The 5,733-nt window shown below is 76.7% G+C and carries 2 protein-coding genes and 1 pseudogene; 2 read left to right on the top strand and 1 reads right to left on the bottom strand.

Features of this window, described 5'->3' with window-relative positions:
• Positions 1 to 357: 357 nt before the first annotated feature.
• Positions 358 to 2,550, top strand: a complete 2,193-nt coding sequence (locus AC2CHG_RS29655) for an ATP-binding protein (protein ID WP_355510727.1) — start codon at positions 358 to 360, stop codon at positions 2,548 to 2,550.
• Complete coding sequence (locus tag AC2CHG_RS29650; protein WP_484526042.1) at positions 2,547 to 4,583, top strand: ATP-binding protein; 2,037 nt, start codon at positions 2,547 to 2,549, stop codon at positions 4,581 to 4,583. Before AC2CHG_RS29655 ends, AC2CHG_RS29650 begins: the two co-directional genes overlap by 4 nt.
• A 4-nt stretch (positions 4,584 to 4,587) precedes the next feature.
• Here the strand turns inward: AC2CHG_RS29650 and AC2CHG_RS29645 are convergent.
• A pseudogene (locus AC2CHG_RS29645) lies at positions 4,588 to 5,733 on the bottom strand (hypothetical protein); the annotation flags it as partial.

Here is a 5,733-nt window from a genome sequence, read left to right as displayed (position 1 = left end):
CTGCTGCTGCCCGACGGCACCCAGACCCCCGACAACGCCACCCTGGTAACCACAGCCCGCACCACCGCCGCTCCCTGTCCCCCCCCCCCCCGCGCCCCCCCCCCCCGCCGAGGTGAGTATCGTCTCGCCGGCACGCCCGGCCCCTGCCCGGTCCGTCGTGGACGGTCCGGACCGGCCTCGCGAAGACTGCCTGCTAGCGCGACCGGCGGTGGCCGAAGATGAACGGCACGCGCACCGGAAAGCCCTGCACCGTAAGCTTTTCGGCCATCCACACGAAGTTGACATGGTAGATGGTTGGGCTAGGGTTCCGCCGAACGGTTGTCACCGAGGCAGGTATCCGGTCACCACGAGGACGGCATGACGGCACAGTGCAGTGGCTTCGACATCCGCTTGCTGGGCAGTCTCCGGATCACGTTCGCCGGGCGGGAACTGCCACTGCGCTCGGCCCAGCGCCGGGCCGTCTTCAGCGCGCTGGCGCTCACCCCGGAACGGGGCCTGTCCCGGGACGAACTGATCTCCGCCGTCTGGGGTGACCATCCGCCGGCCAGCGCGACCGGCAACCTCTACACGTACGTCTCCGCCCTGCGCCGCATGCTCGAACCGGACCGCGACAGGTGGTCCTCCGGCCGGGTGCTCACCTCCGAGGGCGGCAGCTACCGGCTGCACGTCGACGCCGACGCCGTCGACGTGCACCGCTTCGAGCGGTTGCGCGAACGCAGCCGCGCACCCCGCGCCGCCGGGGACACGACGGGCGAACTGGCCGCGCTGGACGCCGCGCTGGCCGAGTGGCGAGGCGACGAGGCGCTCGTCGGCGTACCGGGACCGCGGGCGGCCGGCCACCGGATCCGGCTCGGCGAGCTGTACCTGACCACTGTGGAACGCCAGGCCGAGCTGATGCTGGGCCTCGGACGCGGCGCCGAGGTCGTCGACCGTCTGCTCGCGCTCGTCGACCGCCACCCGGCCCGGGAGAGCCTGTACGCGGTGGCGATGCGGGCGCTGGCCGCGCAGGGGCGTACCGCCGAGGCGCTCGCGCTCTACGCCACGCTGCGGGACCGGCTGGTCGAGGAGTCGGGCACCGAACCCGCCGCCGCCGTCCGGCAGATCCACGACCAGCTGTCCGGCGCCACCGCGGCCCCGGTACGCGGCCCGGGACCGGTCCCGGCCCGGCACCACGGTTTCCGGGGCCGTTCCGCCGCGCTGGCCCGGCTGCGCGCGGCGGTCACCGGCCTCGCCGGCGGACGCGGCGGCAGCATGTGGATCAGCGGTGAGGCGGGCATCGGCAAATCAGCGCTGCTGGCCGAAGGGCTCAGCGGCGCGGCGCCGCTCGGCGTCCAGGTCGGCTGGGCCGTCGGCGACGAGCTGGCGTACCGGATGCCGTTGAGCATCGTGCTGGAGTGCCTGTCCCTGGGCAACGACGCGGACGGCCTGCCCGCCTCGCTGCACGCCTGCACCGGCGGGGCACCACCGACCATGACCGTCATCGACACGGTCCAGCGGTTCGTGGTCGCGCGGTGCGCCGAACGGCCGCTGCTGCTGGTCCTGGACGACCTCCAGTGGGCCGACGACATGTCGCTGCTGGTCTGGCACGCGCTGCACAAGCTCACCACCCGGCTGCCGCTGCTGCTCGTCTCCGCCGCCCGCCCGGTCCCGGCCGGATACGAGGTGCGGCTCCTGCGCCGGGTGCTGCCCCGCGACGGCACCACGCTCGTCGACCTCGGTCCGCTCGACGACGACACCGCGACCGGCCTGGTAAGCGCCTGGTCCCGCCCACCCGGCCCGGGCCCCGGCACCGTGCGCTCGTTCGTCGCGGCGGCCGCCGGGAACCCGTACTACCTGCGGCATCTCGTACTCGCCGACCGGGACGGCCGGACCGCCGACACACCCGGACCGGAACTGACCGACGCGGTCTCCCGGCACCTGCAACCGCTCGCCGACGACACCCGCCAGTTGCTGCGGGCGATCGCGTTCCTCGGCAACAACTACCTGGTGGCCGACCTGGCCGCGGTCACCGGCAAGTCGGCGCCGGAACTCGTACCCGCGGTGGAGGAGGCGCTGGCCGCCGGGATCCTCGTCGAGGACGGGCGCCGCCTGCGGTTCCGGCATCCGGTCATCCGCCGGGTCCTGCGCGGCGCGATCCCGACCGCGCTGCGGGTGCTGATGCACAGGCAGTTCGCCCAGCGGCTCGCCGAGGCCGGCGGCGACCTCGGCCGGGTCGCGGGCCAGCTGCTGGCCGGGCCGGTGCCGGTCGACGCCTGGGTGCAGGACTGGCTGACCGCGCACGCCGCGCAGCTGGGCGCCACCGCACCCGCGCCCGCGATCGCGGTGCTGCGTCACGCCGTCGCCTCGCCCGGCCTGTCCGCGTCGTCCCGCGAGCTGCTCACCGCGGAACTGGCCCGGGTGCTGCACCGCTGCGGCCTGCCCGCCGGCGCCGAGGCGACCTGGGTGTCGGCGCACACCGGGGACGCCGCGACGCGCGCCGAGATGAACCGGATCGCCGGCCCGGACGGGCCGTCGGCGGACGTCGGCCCGGCGGTCGTCGGGCAGCGGTGAGGAGACTGCGCGTCACCGTTCTGGGCCCGGTACGCGCCTGGAACGGCGAGGTCGAGATCGACCTCGGACCGGCCCGGAGGCGGGCCCTGTTCGCGATGCTGGCCGCGAACGCCAACCGCCCGGTCACCCGCGCCGAGCTGATCCGGGCGCTGTGGGGCGAGTCGGCGCCGGGCGCCGCGGCGGGCAACATCTACACCTACGTCTCCGGTCTGCGGCGCGCCCTGGGCCCGGCCGGTGGGCTGCTGCGTTCCGGCCGGGCCGGATACACGCTGCGCCTCGAACCCGGCGCGCTGGACGCCGACCGGTTCGAGACGCTGTGCGAGGCGGCCGGGGCGCAGGCCGGCGCCGAGCGGCCCGGACCGGCCGTCGCCCTGCTCGACGAGGCGCTCGCGCTCTGGCGGGGCGAGGCGTACGCGAACGTCACCGGACTCTTCGCCGACCTCGACCGGCACCGCCTGGCCGAGCTGCGGATCGGCGCGGCGGAGCGACGGGCCCGGCTGGTGCTGGCCGGCGGCGACGACGACGCGCTGATCGCCGACCTGACCGCGCTGGTCCGCGACCATCCCCTGCACGAGCCGTTCCACGAGCTGCTGATGCGCGCGCTGCACCGGGCCGGCCGGGGCACCGAGGCCCTGGACGTCTTCCACGCGGCGCGCCGGGTGCTCGTGGACGAACTCGGCGTCGAGCCCGGCCCGGCCCTGCGCGAACTGCAGAGCCGCATCCTCGCCGAGCCGGCGCCGCCCGTACCTGTGGCACCGGCAGCGGTGGCGGCGCCCGCCGCGCCGCCCGTAGCGCGACGGGGACGCCTGGTCGGACGCGACGCCGAGCTGGCGCTGCTGCGCGACCTCCTGGACGCGGTGGGCGAGGGCCGCAGCGCGATCGTGTGGATCGAGGGCGAGCCGGGCATCGGCAAGTCCGCGCTGCTCGACGCGGCGCTGCACGAGGCGCGGGCCCGCGGCCACCGGATCGCGCGCGGCAGCGCCGAGGAACTCAGCAGCCGCATCCCGCTGCACGTGATGCGCCGGGCGCTGCGCCTGGAGGACGCGCCGCACGACGACCCGGCCGCTGCCGTCGACCGGGTGCTCGACCACGTGCGCGGGCTCACCGCGACGGGCCCGCTGGTGCTGGCCGTCGACCACCTCCAGTGGGCCGACGAGGTGAGCCTGCTGGCCTGGGAGCGGCTGGCCGCGCTGACCCGGTGGCTGCCGCTGCTGCTCGTCGCGACCGCTCGGCCCGAACCGGGCCGGCGCGACCTGGCCCGGGTACGGCGGGGTGTGAGCACCCGCGACGGGCACCTGATCCGGCTCACCCCCCTGCCCCCGTCGGACATCGAGCAGATCTTCGGCCGGACGGTGGGCGTGCCGCCCGGCGCCACGCTGCGGTCGTTGGCGCCGCTGACCGCCGGCAACCCGCTGTACGCCCGGGAACTGGTCAGCGGCCTCGTCGCCGAGGACGGGGTACGCGTCGTCGACGGGCTCGCCGAGGTCGACGCGCGGGCCGACGACATGCCGCGCGCGCTGCTGGACACCGTGCGGGCCAGCCTCGACCACCTCTCCCCCGGCGCCCGCGAGTCGTTGCGTTACGCCGCCCTGCTCGGCGACGAGTTCGCCGTCGCCGAGGTCGCGGCGGTCACCGGGAGGTCGCCGTTCGACCTGATGGCCGAGCTGGAGGAGGCCGTCGCCGCCGACGTCCTCGTGGACGCGGGCAGCGAGCTGGCGTTCCGGCAACCGGTGCTGCGGCGGGCGCTCGCCGGCAGCATCCCCGCCGCGCTGCGGCCGACGCTGCACCGGCACGCCGCACAGGCGCTCGCGGACAACGGCGGGGCCGTCACCCGGGTCGCCGACCACCTGCTCGCCGGGCCGCCCGAGGTGGACGAGTGGCTGGTGGACTGGCTGGTCGCGCACGGCGCCGAGCTCTCCCGGCGCGCCCCGGAGGCGGCCCGCGAGCTGGTACGCCGGGCCCTGGCGGGACACCGGCTGCCGCAGGCGCAGCGGGCGGCGCTCGCCGCCCTGCGCGACGGTCTCGACCGGTAACGCCTCAGCGCAGCCCCGGTACGCCCACGAACCGGCGGGCGGCGGCCGCCGGGACCGGCGTACCCGGACCGGTGCGGCGCGCCAGGTGCTGGCGCAGGGCGGCAAGGGCGAGAGCGTCGAAGCGCACCCGCCCGTCCACCGGCGGCTCCTCCACCGCCAGTTCCCGCACCAGCAGCCGGGCGGGGACACCGGCGTCCGGCTCCTGCACCTGGAGCACCGTGAACGCGGTACCGGGGAGGAACAGGACCCGGGCCGGCACGCCGTCGGCGGTCTCGAACGCCGCCGTGCGCCGCGCGGTGGCCGACCAGATCAGCACCTCGACCGTGCCCGGCAGGTCGGCGGGCGGCTCGGCGAGCGCGTTGGTGAACCCCCAGTCGGTGAGCAACCGGCGCTGCGCGATCCGCCGCAGGTCCACAGTGGTCAGCTCGGCACCGGCGTACGCGACGCCACGGTGCACCGGCAACCGGCGTACGCCCGCCGACACGCACCTGGCGAACGGCACGTGACCGCCCGGCTCGGCGGACCGCAGCGCCTGGTCGAGGCCGTCGCCGGCGGCGGAGAGGTAGAGGCGGACCGCCGTCGCGTACTCCACCGCATCGGCGCCGGCCGCGAGCGCCGGATGCGCGGCGAGCGCGTCCGCCACGTCGGCGGCGACGGCGGCGATCTCCCGGCGGAACGCCCGCCGGAACCAGGTCCGCTCCTCGTCCAGGTCCGGGCCGGGGCGTACGCCCCGCGCGTCGTCGCCGGGGGTGCGCTGGAAGCGGACGGGCGCCGGTGCGGGGCGGTGTACCGGCAGCGTCATCGTCGGACTGGTCGCCCAGCCCGCGCCGCCGCCGAGCACCGGCCCGGCCACGTCCCGCGCCGCCGCATCCGGTCCGTTCGCGGCCGGCCCGATGTCGTCGAGCCCGGCCGCCTCCGCCCCGACGACGCTCAGCCCGGCCGCGACCGGTCCGGCCTCGTGAGGCCCGGCCACGTTCGTCCCCGCCACGTTCGTCCCGGCCACGTTCGTCCCCGCCGAGTGAAGCCCGGCCGCCTTTGACCCTGGGCCGGGAAGCCCGGAGCCGTCCGGCAGGGTCGTGTCCGGCGGTGCGGCGGGACCGGCGGCTGCGGGAACGGCCGCGCCGGCAGCGGCCACCTCGGCGGCCGACGG

It is taken from the genome of Micromonospora sp. ATLC20, assembly GCF_057196585.1.
This window is presented reverse-complemented; position numbering and strand designations above follow the sequence as displayed.

Bases quoted from the DNA above. Each gene is read 5' to 3' on its own strand.
- AC2CHG_RS29655 (WP_355510727.1), top strand. From the start codon at position 358: ATGACGGCACAGTGCAGTGGCTTCGACATCCGCTTGCTGGGCAGTCTC.